Below are 13,723 nucleotides of genomic sequence, written 5' to 3' on the forward strand. Positions count from 1 at the left end.
AATCCGGATTATTTTTGAGCAAGCAGTTCCTGGTACAAACTAAAGTTTTCATCGTCAAAGCAAACAAATATCACTTTCTCAACCACATCATTATGCGCCAAAAAATCCTGAACTGTTTTAACGGCGATAGCAGCAGCCTTATCTTTAGGAAAATGATAAATGCCGGTGCTGATGTTAGGGAAAGCAATAGTATGTACATCATTTTCGGCGGCAAGCTTCAAACTATTTAAATAAGCAGAATGTAATAGCTCGTCCTCTCCCCTTTTACCGCTGTTGTAAACAGGGCCAACCGTATGGATTACATATTTTGCAGGCAATTTACCGCCGGTGGTTATCACGGCCTGGCCTGTTTTGCAGCCACCCTGCCGGGCCACTATTTTACGGCAATCTTCCAATATTTCCGGTCCGCCTGCACGGTGTATGGCACCGTCAACACCGCCGCCACCCATGAGCGAAGTATTTGCCGCGTTTACAATTGCATCGGCCTTAATTTTTGTGATATCGCCCTGTACCAGTTCAATAGTGCCCATAACATTTTAAATTATAGCTGATATAATAAGCAGGAAAGTGTTTTGATTTTAAAAATATAACTGCACCATTTTGCGCCAGTAACGAGCGCGGTGCGCTTCTTCATGCCAGATATACAGGCTGTTTTGAATGCCTTTGCCGGCCAGCACAGTGCTCAGGTATTTATTATCTTCTAAAAATGCATCTTCTTCGCCCACGGCCAGGATAATTTGAAGGCGCTTGATCTGGTTAATAATTTCGGGACTGTGCAGGTTATTCAAAAACTGGTTAGGCATGTTGAAATACACGTTCTCATCGCGGTACCCATCCAGCAGGTCACGAAAATTACCCATAGCCTGGGTAATATCATAGCGCCCGCTCATACCTACTACTTTAACAAATACCGAAGGATGTTTAAATGCGATGTTAACCGCATGATAGGCCCCCATGCTGCAGCCTGCCGAAATAATTGAGCCTTTGGCATTAAGCATTTTCATCAAAGGCACTACCTCCTGCAAAATGTACTGCTCATAATGCAGGTGCCTTTCCATACGATGATAGGGATGACTATACTCATTATAAAAGCTTTCACGGTCAATACTGTCAACGCAATAGATCTGCAGGTGCCCGGCTTCAATTTTGCTGCGTAAGGCTTCAATTACTTTCCAGTCTTCATAATCATAAAACCGGGCTGTGCGGGTAGGAAAAAATAAAACAGAGGCGCCCGCATGGCCAAAAACCAGCAATTCCATATTGCGCTGAAGCGACGGACTGAACCACTTATGGTACTCTCTTTTCATCTTTTAAACCGCTGAAAGATGACAAATGCGTGTAAACCCTATATTAAGCTAATTTGATACTTTGTGGCATTCGCTGTAAAACAGCATTTTTCCACAAAATATAACCGGCGCTGCTCAAATGCAAACCATCTTTATCATAATATTCGCGTATTGGTTTACCGGAAGCATCTATCATCTGATTAAATATATTGATGAACTGCCAGTTTTTATGGCGGTGAATTATTTCGTTTTCAATTAAGCTGTTGGTGTACCTGTACTTTTCAACAATAGGCCAGCGGGCAAGACTTGGCTTAAGCGATATATAATAGCAGGGAATATTACCAAAAAGCCGCTCTACCTCCACGGTTAGCTGCTTAAAAAATATAAAAACCTCTTCGGGATTGCGGCCATCGCCAAGGTCATTATCGCCTGCATATACCACAATAGCCTCGGGATTATAGGAATGCATTATGCGCTCAAAAAACCACACGCAGGCAGCCAGTGTTGAGCCACCAAAACCCAGGTTAACAGGTTGGCAGTCATCAAAATCAGCATCCATAGTACTCCACAAACGAATGGATGAGCTTCCGTAAAAAATTACCCGCGGCACGTAATCAAGTTTTGTTCGCTTGATTTCCAGCTGCTTCACATCCTCTTCGTACCAGATCATATTCTTTTTTAGTAGGGCCGTATTAATTTAAGCGCTAAAGATAATACAATAGCCCCAACTTAATGTAACGATGATAAAACAATGGTGTTAAAATTGTAAAAGTGATTATTCTTCCGCCGCTTCTTCGCCTTTGGTTCCCAATTCAACAATATCACCCTTTTTAAAAAGGATAGCCTGCAGGGTGGTGCGCCATACCGGTTTCTTGCGCAATAGAAATTCCAGATCCATTCCAAAATGCTTAAACTCTTCCTGCTGGGCGTTTTGCATAATGGCTTTTGCCTGTTTATCTTTTTCAACCGAAATACGCTGCTCATACCAGTTTATAGCTTCAGCCTCTTCAGTTAACGAAACTATCATCCGGGCAAAGGTGCGGGTTTCGTCCGACAGCTCATTTGCGGGTTCGTGGTATTGATCAAATGACATAATACTCTTTTTTAAAGGAGATAAGTGTTATGCCGGTGTTTTTGTTTTAAACGCATTGTATTTAAGATAAGATTGCTAAGCCAGGTGTTTCCTTATCTTGATATTAACCAGTTTTGATGTTGGTGTATTGCTTTGTTCGGCAACGCTGTTGATGGGGACCAGCACATTGGCCTCGGGGTAATAGGTAGCCGTATTCCCTTCGGGGATATTATAAGGCACTACTACAAATAGCCTTGCTGCCCGTTCCACACCATCATCATAATTAAACAGGTCAACCTTTTCTTCGGCCTTAAAACCGGCTTTTTTCATATCGTTTTCGTTCATCAATATTACCCGGCGCTCATTGTGAATACCCCGGTAACGATCATTAAGGCCGTAGATGGTGGTGTTGAACTGATCGTGACTGCGGATGGTTGTCATATGATATTCGCCGGCCGCCAGCTCATGTTTGGGTAATGGGGCTATATTGAAAGGCACAACGCTGCCATTTTTTTCAGTGATAAATTTACCCTCACGGGCAGCGTTGGGCAGGTAAAAACCGCCGGGCAAACGCACTTTCTGATTATAATCTTCAAAACCGGGGATTACTTTAGCTATCACATCGCGCACCGCATCATAGCTTTTGGCGTATTTATCCCAATCGATCACCGAACGGCTGCCTAAGGTTGCTTTGGCAAGGTTACAAACAATCTGATTTTCATTCATGAGATGCTCAGATACAGGTTTCAGCATCCCTTTTGACATTTGGATAACACCCATGGAGTTTTCGCAGCTTATGAATTGATCTTCACCGTTTAGGACGTCTTTATCGCTCCGCGATAGTGTTGGCAGGATCAATGCCTCCTCTCCATGTACCAAATGACTGCGGTTTAATTTGGTTGATACATGTACCGACAGCTTAAGTTTACGCATGGCCTGCGCCGTAAACAGGGTATCGGGCGTAGCCGAAAGGAAGTTACCGCCCATTGCAAAAAACACTTTCAGCTTGCCTTCGTCCATTGCTTTAATGGATTCAACAACATCATACCCATGACCGCGAGGAGGCTCAAAGCCAAAAACCTCCTTCAGTTTGTCCAGCTGCTGGGGTTTCGGTTTATCCCAGATGATCATGGTACGGTTTCCCTGCACATTGCTATGGCCGCGTACCGGGCACAAGCCAGCACCGGGCTTACCAATGGCACCTTTAAGCATGGCCAGGTTCACAATTTCCTTCACGGTAGCTACACCATTTTTATGCTGGGTAACACCCATGGCCCAGCAAATGATAATACGGCTTTCATTTTTGATTAAATCTACAGCCTGCTCAATCTCATTGACTGTCAAGCCCGCGGCTTTTGCCAGGTCATCAACCTCGTATTGTTCCAGGCTCGCTAAAAAGGCAACATAACCGGTGGTGTTCTTTTTAATAAAATCATGATCAAAAACGCTGCCGGGGTTTTCCAGTTCGGCTTTATACAACAGCTTTTCCATGGCTTTAAGGAGCGCCATATCGCCGTTGATCCTCACCTGTAAATACAGATCGGCCAGTTGCGTTTTGATACCCAAAATTCCTTTTACCGTTTGCGGATTTTTAAAACCCATCAACCCGGCTTCGTGCAGTGGGTTTACCGCGATGATCTTTGAGCCTTTTTGCTTGGCTTTTTCAAGCGCGCTGAGCATGCGGGGGTGATTAGTACCGGGGTTTTGCCCCATAATGATGATCACATCGGTATCGTAAAAATCATTGAGTGTAACTGTGCCCTTGCCTATACCAATAGCATCGGCAAGGCCAACGCTGGTACTTTCGTGGCACATATTGGAGCAATCGGGCATGTTATTGGTGCCAAACTCGCGCACAAACAACTGATACATAAATGAAGCCTCGTTACTGGTACGACCTGATGTATAAAATGCAGCCTCATCCGGCGATGCCAAAGCATTAAGCTCATCCGCTATTTTTTTGAAGGCAAAATCCCAGCTTACCGGAGTATAATGGGTGGCCCCTTTGGCAAGGTAAAGCGGCTGGGCTATGCGGCCTTTTTTGCCTATCTCGTAGTCATTAAGTTTAGCCAGTTCAGCCACCGGGTTTTCGGCGAAGAATTCCCCGGTAAGTTTTTTGGTAGTAGCTTCTTCAGCGAGGGCCTTGGCACCGTTCTCACAATATTCGGCAATGGGTGAGCGGTCGTCATCAGGATCGGGCCAGGCACAACCCGAACAGTCGAAGCCGCCTTTTTGGTTCATTTTAAATAAACCCTCCACACCCCTTACCATACCAGTTTCCTTAATTATATCAACCATAGCAACCGCTACAGCAGGGATGCCCGCCGCCCATTCTTTTGGATTGGTTAATTTCAGGTTAAGCAGCTCTTCGGGATTTTCAGCTGCCGGTTCCTGTTCTGTTTGCTTGCTCATATCTTTTTAGCTGCTAAGGGATTGGGGTAATTATCGCTCTGGTCTTCGGCAACTTCATCCAAACAGGTAAAATCCTTTTCAACCAGTAAATGCAAGCTGCCATGATTGCCTTCAAAACCAATCTTATCTTCATCAGCAAGACCGGCAACCATAGTTTTAGGCGCATACAACGTTATAGCGTTTTCCTTGTATGTTGCCGAAAGCTGTTCATTATCAATTAGTTTTAAAGCATAAATAAGCTGCTGGCTGCCAAAATCAACCGTTTCCTGTATATAACCTTCTTCGGCCAGTTTAGCTACATCAGTTTTAGTAAGCCTGTACCTTAGCGAATTACCTTTTATCCTTATTTTCATTGGTATAAGATCAATTTATGCCGATGGCGCTGTTAATGCAGCTTCATCAGCGGGCACAATTACCCGATGCGCACCGGTATAAATATTAAAGCGCTCATCGCGTAAAAAGCCAATCAGTGTAATATTAAACTCGTTTGCCAGCTCTACAGCCAGGCTTGAGGGTGCGCCTACTGCCGCTATAATGCTGATGCCCGCCATGGCAGCTTTTTGCACAAGCTCAAAACTGGCCCTGCCACTCAACAGCAATACCGTTTGCTGTAATGGCAACCAGTTATACATCATGGCAGCGCCTATCAGTTTATCTAAAGCGTTGTGGCGGCCTACATCTTCCCTCAATAATAACAGCTCACCCAAGGGGGTAAATAAGGCCGATGCGTGCAGCCCTCCGGTATCATCAAACACCCGCTGATGCCTGCGTAATATCTTTGGCAGCTGATTAAGTACAACGCTATGAACAATATTGCCATCACCTGCTTCAGCGGCAAAACTGCTTACCGTACGGATGGCACTGATTGATCCCTTACCGCATACACCGCAGCTACTGGTGGTATAAAAATTACGTTCGGTGTTTTGGAGATGCGGCAGTACACTATGCTCAAGTGTTACCAATATAGTATTTTCCTTATTTTCGGCGCAGGCTATAAAGCTGTGTTTGGCCGATTTTATTTCGTCAGCATTTTTAATAATGCCTTCCGTAAAGAGAAAACCGGTTGCCAGTTCGGCATCATGGCCGGGGGTACGCATGGTTACTGAAATATTACGCAGTTCCCGTTGACCGGCAGGGCCGTATTCCAGCTTAATTTCCAGCGGTTCTTCAATGGCAATACTATCCTCTTCCCTTGCGCTTTGGTTAGCGTTAACTTTTACAACCGGGATATGAATAACTGATGATGCAGACATAATCAAATATACAATTTATGATGTGGGTTTGTTTAGGCGAGTTGTGTACTTGCGCTCGTTTTTAACGAGTGCTTAACATGGGTTGGGGATTGTATCGCCAGGTTGTAAGTTTACGTTACAAACGTAAACCCATATTAAGCACTCATCACAGATGAACGCAAGGTTAATTAACGGCCATGCGTGAACGCTTAAACTTGCCTTTAGGATTTCCCAATTTGTTAAATTTAATCCTTTGCTCGTTTTGTAAGCTAATTTGAATATTTTTGAGATATGAAGATCAATATACTGGCTTTTGGGGTGACCAAGGAGATATTTGGAAGTAGTGAAATCAGCCTGGAAATGACCAACGATGCTACAATCTCCAATTTAAAATACCTGCTCGAACATCAATATCCGCGTTTAAAGCAGCTTTCATCGTACATGCTGGCTGTTAATAACGAATACGCCTTACCCGGTGATACTATACACGAACGTGATGAAGTAGCGATCATTCCGCCGGTAAGCGGAGGGTAGCAGGTCAGTTTGCTGTTATTAGTAGGCAGTTTTGCAGTAGCTTTTAACGCGAGATAAAACCGCCCCAATTTCATTATATAATAATCAATCATCTTAATAAAACAATGGCCATCAGAAGCGCTACACTTGACGATCATTCAGCAATATCAGCCCTGTTAACACAATTGGGGTATCCCGGTACGGAGGATTTTTTACCGGCGAACCTTGAAAAGATGCTGGGGCAACCTTCTTCACAGGTTTTAGTTTATGACGATGAAGGTGAGGTTGCGGGTTTTATCGCCATTGATTTTTTAACGCAACTCGTGGTTAAAGGTGATTTTATCCGTATCTGTTGTTTTTCTGTTGATGAAAACACCCGCGGTAAAGGTATAGGCAAAGCACTGGAGGATTATATCACAGAGCTTGGTAAAGAGCGCAATGCCGACCGGATAGAGGTACATTGCCACTCGCGCCGGGTTGATGCGCACCGTTTTTATTACAGGCAGGGGTATTCCGAATCGCCCAAATACCTCATGAAATCATTGATACAATTATAAATCACAACACCTTGAACACACAAATCCTTCTATCGGCCCAAACACTGGATATCCAATCATGTATCGACTGGATCATGTCGCCCGAATCAGGGGGAATAGATGTGTTCATCGGTACCGTACGCAATGCAACCAAAGGCAAAAAAGTTTTAAAACTTGATTTTGAAGCTTATGAGCCTATGGCCATCAGCGAGATGAACAAGATTGTCGGGCAAGCCTTTGAACGCTGGCCTATTCAAAAAATACTTATCCACCACCGTACAGGCCTACTGCAGGTTGGCGAGGTGCCTGTTATTATAGCGGTATCAGCAGCACACCGTGATGCAGCCTTTGATGCCTGCCGGTATATCATCGACACGCTTAAACAAACTGTTCCTATCTGGAAAAAAGAAAGCTTTGATGATGGTGATGTTTGGGTAGCAGCACATCCGTAGGAGATGTTTAAGAACAAATAAGAAAAGCGTCATTGCGAGGTACGAAGCAATCCCCGATTAGCAGAGCGGCTATGCAAGTCCCCCTGTAATGTTTGGGATTGCTTCGTACCTCGCAATGACGCTATTAAAATATATCGTCTCCTCGCCGATGTTGGTGTTGTCACCAACATCTTACCTCCTAATCAACCTTATACTCTTCTAACCCACCTTCCAACGAAAACACATCTGCTTCGGGGATCATTTTGAGGATCAATTTTACGGCTTCATCACTTCGTTTGCCTGATGAGCAGTAAAGCACTTTTGTGTTCGGACTGGTAAAGTAGGCCAGGTATTCTTCTACCTCATCAAGCGGGATATGGGTACCGCCAATATCATAGGCCTCACGCTCCTGTAAGGTGCGTACATCTATGAGTTCAACAGTATCATCCAAAAGGATTCGCTTTTTTAGTTCATCAGCGTTAATGGTTGGAATATTAATGGTTGTTTTTAACCTGCGGATATGCGTTTTGGTAACCGGTCCGATTTTAAAGATCCGGCTTTGCATGCTTTGGGCATCAAAGATCAACACCTTTCCGGCAAGCAACTCTCCCGTTTTTGTGATGTATTTAATTACCTCGTTGGCCTGCATGCAGCCAATGATCCCGGCCAGCGTAGGGATCACCCCGCCCTCGGTACAATTAGGGATCTGCGTGGCATCTACCTCCGGGAACAGGTCACGATAATTGGGTGAATTTGCCCCCTTGGGATTGCTTAGGTTCCAAACCGCAACCTGTCCCTCAAACTGGTAAATAGCACCGTACACAAGCGGCTTACCGGCTAAAACACAGGCATCATTAAGCAGGTAACGGGTTTCAAAATTATCGGTACCATCCAATACAATGTCATAATTACTGATAACATCCATCACGTTATCAGAGGTTATTTTGGCAGTGTACGGGATTAATTTAATCCCTGGGTTTTGCGCCTGCAGGCGGGTGCATGCTATTTCAGCTTTGTTTTTGCCCTCATCGGCAGGGGTGTACAATACCTGGCGGTGCAGGTTACTTACCGATACCTGGTCAAAATCAGCAATACCTAATATACCTATCCCTGTTGATGTAAGGTATTGCGCGGCTGGGCAGCCTAAGCCCCCTGCTCCTACAATCAACACACGGGCTTGTTGTAATAATTGCTGCGCTTCTTCGCCAAAACCTGGCAGTGCTATCTGGCAGTTATATCTTTGAAAATCCTCATTCATTAGTTGTAACTATTTTATGTTGGATCATTGATTTTACTTTTTCCAATTCTTCGGGTGTGTTCACATTAGTCAGCGCTTCCTGCTGAGGGGCGTTTAACAACGTGATATCACTGTTGATCAAAACCTTGCGCGGGCATGAATAGCCCTGCGCTAAAAACGATAATAGTACCGGATAACTTTTGGGTTCCCATATAGCTATTAAAGGCTCCGGGAAATTGGTTACCGGGCTATGATAAGCTGTAGCTATCGACGAGCTGTTTCGCCAGGCTACCAAATTACGAAGCGTGCTTTCATCCATCAAAGGCAAATCGCAGGCTATAACCAGCCATGCTGCATTCGGCTGTTCACGAAATGCCGAAAGAATAGCGCCATAAGGCCCCAGGCCTGTAAATGTATCTTCGATAACGGGATAGGCCGGGTCAATTTCCTGCTGCTGGCCCGGGCGACCAGAGATGTAAACCTCCCTGCAAAAGCTTTTAAGCAGATCGGCCATATAATAGCGTTGCTGCTTGCCATGCCAATTGGCTGCACCTTTATCAAAACCCATGCGGGTACTTTTACCGCCTGCCAATACCAGACCGTTTAAAACGGGTTTGGCCTGCTTTAATGCTGCTTCAAAAAAGGCGATGATCTTTTCACCTTCATCTACCTTTAAAACAGGAATTTGCTGCCAGTGAGGGATGACCTCCTTTATAAAATCGGGAATTTCGCTTGCATTATCGGCCAGCAGGAAAAGCTGCACATTATTGAGCTGATCTGTCCTTTTTTGCAGCGATGCTTTTTTATTAATGTCAATGATCACTACCTGGGCATTGGCCTGCTGATGGTTGCCGTTAACCAGTACCAGGTCGGCAGATGAAAATTGTTGCTTAAGCTGGTAAGGATATATCGGATTTTGATAATTAAATTGCTGGTAGTTCACCTGATCGGTATATTCAACAGAGGCACCGCTTACCAGCCTGCCGGGCAGCAAAGTAATATCATCATTATGCGACATATCTACATAAGCGCATTTATAAACCGGCGACATTGCCCTGATCACATCATCGGCCAGTAATTTGATCACGGTACAGGGACCGCCCAAAATTGCCCATTCATTACGGCCAAAACTGCCCGTTGAAGGCCTGGCCAGTTTGGTATGTTTACGATGTGTGCCTGATGGCTGGTTATGATCTTTTAAAGTCACGTTTACCTCCTGTTTTTGAGATCAGTTTGGTTTCTTTTATCACTATATCATGGCTCATGGCCTTGCACATGTCATAAATAGTAAGCGCCGCTATGGAGGCCCCTACCAATGCTTCCATCTCCACACCTGTTTTTGCGGTGATGCTTGCGGTACAATCAACCTCAACCTCCTGCTGTTCATTTATCCGGATACTTACGTTACAGTTATCCAAACCCAATGGGTGGCAAAGCGGGATCAGGTCGCCGGTTTTTTTGGCAGCCATAATGCCGGCGATAATAGCTGTTTGAAAAACAGGACCTTTTTTGCTCTGCAGTTCATTACCCGTTAAAAGCTCAAATACTTCAGCCGGTAAAGCAACCACGCTACGCGCAGTAGCGGTGCGGTGTGTAACCTGCTTTTCAGTTACATCAACCATATTCGGATCGCCTTGTTTGTTTATATGGGTTAACATTTTGAACCTTGATTTACTTGATTGAAGGATTTAAGGATATTTGCTTGCATACTTACTTTTTATCAGGTTTAATTCTATCAGGGCAATCCTAAAATCCTACAAATCATGGTTAAATTTCCAAACCTTAAACACCTCTCCTGCTTTAAAATCATTCCTTTCGAGCGGGAGTTCTAAAAAAGCTTCGGTATCTGCTAAGTTAGCAAAATCGCCCGAACCATTTCCCTCAACAGGCATTGCTATTAATTGGCCCTGCTCATTACTTTGCAGCTTTACCTGCAAATAGTATTGTAGTGCCGGCAGGAATGTAAAGTCTTTCCCCAGTACCGCGTATGTTGCAGCTTTTGCGGGCAAGCCAAGTATGGCATTAAGCCATGTCAAAAAATAACGGTGCAGGCACATGAATGTTGCTACCGGGTTACCCGGAAAGGCAAACACCAATGCTCCATTGTTATGCCTGCCAAACCAAAAAGGCTTACCAGGGCGCTGGGCTACTTTATGAAACAGCTTTTCAACCTCTAACTCCTCCAATGCTTGCGGGATATAATCAAACTTACCCATAGAAATACCACCGCTCAGCAACAGTACATCATAGTGTTGCAAACAGTGTAGGATCTTTTCTTTAGTAACAACAGGCTCATCGGGGATATGCAAAATGTCAGCATCAATGCCATGCTGTTTTAAAACAGCCTTTACCATATAACTGTTTGACTTACGGATCTGGTATGGAAGTGGCGTTTCATGCACATCAACCAGTTCATCGCCCGACGAAATAATTACCACATGGGGCATTTTTTTAACAAGCAGGTGGGTTTTACCAACCGATGCCGCCACACTGATGATAGCCGGGCTCACCAGTTGCCCCGATTGAGCAATAACATCATTTTGCTTTTTATCCACACCCTGCAAATGCAAGTTCTGCCCTTTTTTAATATCCTGGGTATGCAGACTTGCCAACCCTGCACTAATCTCCACATCCTCATAACGGATCACGGTATCAACCGAAACAGGCAGCACAGCCCCTGTCATAATCTCGATACACTCATCCGCTTCATTGATCTCAACGGGTTCATCACCTGCAGCCTGTGTAGCTTTGATGCGGAAAATATGAATACCATTTTCAATGGCAGCATGTTTTACAGCTATGCCGTCCATGGTTACCCGGTTAAAGGGAGGCAGGTCGCGGTCGGCTTTCAGGTCTTCAGCCAGCACATAGCCTAAAGCCTGCTCAAACGGGAGGCTTTGGGTGCCATAATCCTTCGTTTGTGCCAATACCTGTTTTTCAGCTTCTGCAACCGTTATCATTTTTTATATTGGGTTTTAAAACTATCCGCCAATAGTGGCCATTGATTCATGAATCCCGGTTTTGGCTACCCGTGCCCGCTCGGCTTCCCAGCCATCTGCCGGCCGGTGGTTAAAAGCTGTTAACAGGGTATTTTGCAATACCTCATCAGAGGCTCCTCCACGCATTAAATCTTTTAAATTAAGTACGCCATCATCGTACAAACAGGTTTTCAACTCACCCTGCGGCGTTATGCGGATACGGTTACAGGTACCACAAAAGGTACGCGAATAAGCGGCTATAATACCAATACTGCCTTTATGCCCGGGTATTTGATAGTTATATGCGGTAGAGTAAGCCGGATCATCCAGCTTTTTTATTTGCGGGTATTTGCCTTTTATTTCATCCAAAATGCGGAGGTAATCCCAGCGCAATCCCTCGTATACATGGCCGTCGCCGTTAAAAGGCATTTCTTCAATAAACCTAACGCTTACCGGCAATTCTTTGGCCAGTTCAACCAGCGGGATAATATCCTGCGTATTTTTGCCATCCATTACCACGGCATTTATCTTTACTTCCATATCATGGCTCAGCATGGCATCCAGGGCGGCCATTACATTGGCAAATTCATCGCGGCGGGTAATGGTAAAAAAGCGGTTGGCATCCAGCGTATCCAGGCTCAGGTTTATGGATTGTACGCCTATCTTTTTCAATTCGGGCACATAAGGCGCGGTCAGCACACCATTAGTTGTCAGGCCCAATTCTTTTAGGCCATCCAGTTTGGAAATCCCGGTAAGCAAAGGCATAAGATCCTTACGTACAAAGGGCTCTCCCCCGGTAATACGGATCTTTTCGATCCCCATTTTTACCAGCAAACTACACATCTGCATCATTTCTTCACTGGTCATGAGCTCGACGCGCGAAAGCCAGTTCAGGCCATCCTCGGGCATGCAGTAAAAACAGCGCAGGTTACACCTGTCTGTCACCGCGAGGCGCATGTAGCTGATTTTCCGGCCGTGATTATCTGTTAACAAAGTATAGTTTTTTTATCCGGTAAATTTAATCAATTAACAGCCATTTCAGCTTTAAGTTTAAGCATGGCCCGGGTAAAAGTAAGCAATACAATGCGGGGGTATGTTTACAAAATGTATTTTTTGTTTCCTATTCAGCGGCCGGTTTCATATCAAAGTAAACTAATAAGAAAATTCCATAGCCCATCCTCTGTTCATAACAAGAACATAAAGCACAAAAAATCAAATTGTTATAAATGAACAGATATAACTAAAACTTTAATTAAATCATTATCGTATTAAGGCAAGCATCCGTCCGAAAGCAGTTATTAAAAAGGGCGCCCCCTGAACCCGAATAAACATAACACGCAGAAATGGAAGCTATATGAATTGTAATACATGGCGAATAACCTGGCGTTACAACAAATAGTTATACTAATACCTCATGTTAACAGTTTATAAAAAATGACAGGGATCATTATTCTGGCAGCAGGCGCATCAAGCCGTTTTGGCTCGCCCAAACAAAACCTTATTTACCAGGGTAAAACCCTTTTACAACGTGCTATCCAAACCGCACTTACCTGCCTGCATTGTGAAAAAGTTATTGTAGTACTTGGCGCCAATGAGGGGCTGATCCGTTCTAATATAGATGATCAGCTTGTAGAGGTTACTTACAATCCCCGTTGGCAAGAAGGCATGGGTTCATCAATAAAATTTGGTGTAGCGGAAATGCTGAGGCTTGAACCAGGGATCACCTCAATTATACTGATGCTTTGCGACCAGCCATTTGTTGACTCATTCCTGATATCGCAACTAATGGAAAAAAAAGAAGCCCATGATTGCGGCATCATTGCCTGCGGTTATCGTGATGTTTTGGGCGCCCCGGCTTTGTTTGATATAAAATATTTTCCGGCATTACTTAGCCTGGAAGGCCCAGAAGGAGCAAAAAAAATCATCGAAGCAAATGCCGATGATGTTTTTATACTTCCTTTCCCTCTGGGAGCTATTGACATTGACACAACCGCCGATTTAGAACGACTTAATCAGGCAGGATAGG

16 protein-coding genes are annotated in these 13,723 nt (G+C 44.4%); 4 read left to right on the forward strand and 12 right to left on the reverse strand.

Going from position 1 to position 13,723, the window contains the following annotated elements:
- Positions 1-8 precede the first annotated feature (8 nt).
- From ACFFGT_RS24895 to fdhD, 7 genes are all read right to left on the reverse strand, one after another.
- Positions 9-530: an O-acetyl-ADP-ribose deacetylase gene (locus ACFFGT_RS24895; RefSeq protein ID WP_377025226.1), complete on the reverse strand. Its 522-nt coding sequence runs from the start codon at positions 528-530 to the stop codon at positions 9-11.
- A 48-nt stretch (positions 531-578) separates the two neighbouring features.
- Positions 579-1,307, reverse strand: coding sequence for an esterase family protein (locus ACFFGT_RS24900; RefSeq protein ID WP_377025227.1), 729 nt, complete (start codon positions 1,305-1,307; stop codon positions 579-581).
- Between the two features lie 43 nt (positions 1,308-1,350).
- Entirely contained in the window at positions 1,351-1,956 is a 606-nt protein-coding gene (locus ACFFGT_RS24905) for a GDSL-type esterase/lipase family protein (protein ID WP_377025228.1), read from the reverse strand.
- A 105-nt stretch (positions 1,957-2,061) separates the two neighbouring features.
- Positions 2,062-2,379: a ferritin family protein gene (locus ACFFGT_RS24910; RefSeq protein WP_091210719.1), complete on the reverse strand. Its 318-nt coding sequence runs from the start codon at positions 2,377-2,379 to the stop codon at positions 2,062-2,064.
- A gap of 75 nt (positions 2,380-2,454) precedes the next feature.
- Positions 2,455-4,770 (reverse strand): FdhF/YdeP family oxidoreductase, encoded by a 2,316-nt coding sequence (locus ACFFGT_RS24915; protein ID WP_377025229.1) that lies wholly within the window; start codon positions 4,768-4,770, stop codon positions 2,455-2,457.
- Complete coding sequence (locus tag ACFFGT_RS24920) at positions 4,767-5,123, reverse strand: DUF7009 family protein (RefSeq protein ID WP_377025230.1); 357 nt, start codon at positions 5,121-5,123, stop codon at positions 4,767-4,769. The genes ACFFGT_RS24915 and ACFFGT_RS24920 overlap by 4 nt, the downstream gene beginning before the upstream one ends.
- 15 nt (positions 5,124-5,138) lie before the next feature.
- Positions 5,139-6,023 (reverse strand): formate dehydrogenase accessory sulfurtransferase FdhD, encoded by an 885-nt coding sequence (fdhD, locus tag ACFFGT_RS24925; RefSeq protein WP_377025231.1) that lies wholly within the window; start codon positions 6,021-6,023, stop codon positions 5,139-5,141.
- Positions 6,024-6,293: 270 nt separating this feature from the next.
- Between fdhD and ACFFGT_RS24930 the strand changes: the two genes are divergently transcribed.
- The 3 genes from ACFFGT_RS24930 (at position 6,294) to ACFFGT_RS24940 (ending at position 7,503) form a co-directional block, all read left to right on the forward strand.
- Positions 6,294-6,536 (forward strand): MoaD/ThiS family protein, encoded by a 243-nt coding sequence (locus ACFFGT_RS24930; protein WP_377025232.1) that lies wholly within the window; start codon positions 6,294-6,296, stop codon positions 6,534-6,536.
- Positions 6,537-6,640: 104 nt separating this feature from the next.
- Complete coding sequence (locus ACFFGT_RS24935; protein ID WP_377025233.1) at positions 6,641-7,072, forward strand: GNAT family N-acetyltransferase; 432 nt, start codon at positions 6,641-6,643, stop codon at positions 7,070-7,072.
- Positions 7,073-7,083: 11 nt separating this feature from the next.
- On the forward strand, positions 7,084-7,503 hold the full coding sequence (locus ACFFGT_RS24940) for a molybdenum cofactor biosynthesis protein MoaE (RefSeq protein ID WP_377025234.1): 420 nt from the start codon (positions 7,084-7,086) through the stop codon (positions 7,501-7,503).
- 178 nt (positions 7,504-7,681) lie between these two features.
- Here ACFFGT_RS24940 and ACFFGT_RS24945 read toward each other — a convergent pair whose 3' ends face one another.
- From ACFFGT_RS24945 to moaA, 5 genes are all read right to left on the reverse strand, one after another.
- Positions 7,682-8,740, reverse strand: a complete 1,059-nt coding sequence (locus ACFFGT_RS24945; RefSeq protein ID WP_377025235.1) for a ThiF family adenylyltransferase — start codon at positions 8,738-8,740, stop codon at positions 7,682-7,684.
- Positions 8,733-9,926: an NTP transferase domain-containing protein gene (locus ACFFGT_RS24950; RefSeq protein ID WP_377025236.1), complete on the reverse strand. Its 1,194-nt coding sequence runs from the start codon at positions 9,924-9,926 to the stop codon at positions 8,733-8,735. The genes ACFFGT_RS24945 and ACFFGT_RS24950 overlap by 8 nt, the downstream gene beginning before the upstream one ends.
- A complete protein-coding gene (moaC, locus tag ACFFGT_RS24955; RefSeq protein WP_377025237.1) occupies positions 9,907-10,377 on the reverse strand; it encodes a cyclic pyranopterin monophosphate synthase MoaC in 471 nt (156 codons plus the stop codon). The genes ACFFGT_RS24950 and moaC overlap by 20 nt, the downstream gene beginning before the upstream one ends.
- A gap of 96 nt (positions 10,378-10,473) precedes the next feature.
- A complete protein-coding gene (locus ACFFGT_RS24960) occupies positions 10,474-11,679 on the reverse strand; it encodes a molybdopterin molybdotransferase MoeA (protein WP_377025238.1) in 1,206 nt (401 codons plus the stop codon).
- A 21-nt stretch (positions 11,680-11,700) separates the two neighbouring features.
- Positions 11,701-12,690 (reverse strand): GTP 3',8-cyclase MoaA, encoded by a 990-nt coding sequence (moaA, locus tag ACFFGT_RS24965; RefSeq protein ID WP_377025239.1) that lies wholly within the window; start codon positions 12,688-12,690, stop codon positions 11,701-11,703.
- A 441-nt stretch (positions 12,691-13,131) separates the two neighbouring features.
- Here moaA and ACFFGT_RS24970 point away from each other — a divergent pair, with 441 nt between their 5' ends.
- Positions 13,132-13,722, forward strand: coding sequence for a nucleotidyltransferase family protein (locus tag ACFFGT_RS24970; RefSeq protein WP_377025240.1), 591 nt, complete (start codon positions 13,132-13,134; stop codon positions 13,720-13,722).
- Position 13,723 lies beyond the last annotated feature (1 nt).

This window comes from Mucilaginibacter angelicae, assembly GCF_042434235.1.
Classification (GTDB): Bacteria; Bacteroidota; Bacteroidia; order Sphingobacteriales; family Sphingobacteriaceae; genus Mucilaginibacter; species Mucilaginibacter angelicae.

Excerpts from the sequence above, each read along its gene's own strand:
- ACFFGT_RS24915 (WP_377025229.1), bottom strand. The coding sequence starts at position 4,770 with ATGAGCAAGCAAACAGAACAGGAACCGGCAGCTGAAAATCCCGAAGAG.
- ACFFGT_RS24900 (WP_377025227.1), bottom strand. The coding sequence starts at position 1,307 with ATGAAAAGAGAGTACCATAAGTGGTTCAGTCCGTCGCTTCAGCGCAAT.
- ACFFGT_RS24930 (WP_377025232.1), top strand. The coding sequence starts at position 6,294 with ATGAAGATCAATATACTGGCTTTTGGGGTGACCAAGGAGATATTTGGA.
- moaC (WP_377025237.1), bottom strand. The coding sequence starts at position 10,377 with ATGTTAACCCATATAAACAAACAAGGCGATCCGAATATGGTTGATGTA.
- ACFFGT_RS24905 (WP_377025228.1), bottom strand. The coding sequence starts at position 1,956 with ATGATCTGGTACGAAGAGGATGTGAAGCAGCTGGAAATCAAGCGAACA.
- ACFFGT_RS24910 (WP_091210719.1), bottom strand. The coding sequence starts at position 2,379 with ATGTCATTTGATCAATACCACGAACCCGCAAATGAGCTGTCGGACGAA.
- ACFFGT_RS24970 (WP_377025240.1), top strand. The coding sequence starts at position 13,132 with ATGACAGGGATCATTATTCTGGCAGCAGGCGCATCAAGCCGTTTTGGC.
- ACFFGT_RS24895 (WP_377025226.1), bottom strand. The coding sequence starts at position 530 with ATGGGCACTATTGAACTGGTACAGGGCGATATCACAAAAATTAAGGCC.
- ACFFGT_RS24960 (WP_377025238.1), bottom strand. The coding sequence starts at position 11,679 with ATGATAACGGTTGCAGAAGCTGAAAAACAGGTATTGGCACAAACGAAG.
- ACFFGT_RS24945 (WP_377025235.1), bottom strand. The coding sequence starts at position 8,740 with ATGAATGAGGATTTTCAAAGATATAACTGCCAGATAGCACTGCCAGGT.
- ACFFGT_RS24920 (WP_377025230.1), bottom strand. The coding sequence starts at position 5,123 with ATGAAAATAAGGATAAAAGGTAATTCGCTAAGGTACAGGCTTACTAAA.
- ACFFGT_RS24935 (WP_377025233.1), top strand. The coding sequence starts at position 6,641 with ATGGCCATCAGAAGCGCTACACTTGACGATCATTCAGCAATATCAGCC.
- fdhD (WP_377025231.1), bottom strand. The coding sequence starts at position 6,023 with ATGTCTGCATCATCAGTTATTCATATCCCGGTTGTAAAAGTTAACGCT.